The sequence below is a fragment of the Polaromonas sp. P1_G1 genome, assembly GCF_056405595.1.
Window position 1 is genome coordinate 1 of record NZ_JBFUBU010000238.1, and the last position, 404, is coordinate 404.

Here is a 404-nt window from a genome sequence, read left to right on the forward strand (position 1 = left end):
CAGTAAGAGCGATGTCTTGGGAGGCTTTGACGTCGGGCCAGTTCCTGTGCTGCCGTACTTGGTGCACACCATACCGGCCAGTCGTTGCGCAGCGTCACCCATGCTGTGATTCGATCGATGTACAAGCCCGATATCGCGGTAAAACGTGCGCTCTCCGAGATCGATCGCACGCACAGTGGCAGGCCATCGCTTGAAGCTTTCGGTTTGAGGCAATAGCGCAACGCCAACCCCTTTAGCCACCAGTTGGACGATGGCCTCCAACTCATCGAGTTCGCAGACCTCACGCACCTGCAGGTGCGAAGCGCGCAGGAACCGGTCCACCTGACGGCCGCCGAACGACTCTCGGTCGTACCGAACGAAAGGCTGACTCGTCAGCAACTCGGACCAATCGCTTCCACTCACAT

Annotated in this window: 1 protein-coding gene; it reads right to left on the bottom strand. The window is 58.9% G+C overall.

Features of this window, described 5'->3' with window-relative positions:
• The coding region (locus AC1D1Y_RS26650; protein WP_477684990.1) for a LysR substrate-binding domain-containing protein at positions 1-404 on the bottom strand (404 nt) is incomplete at both ends.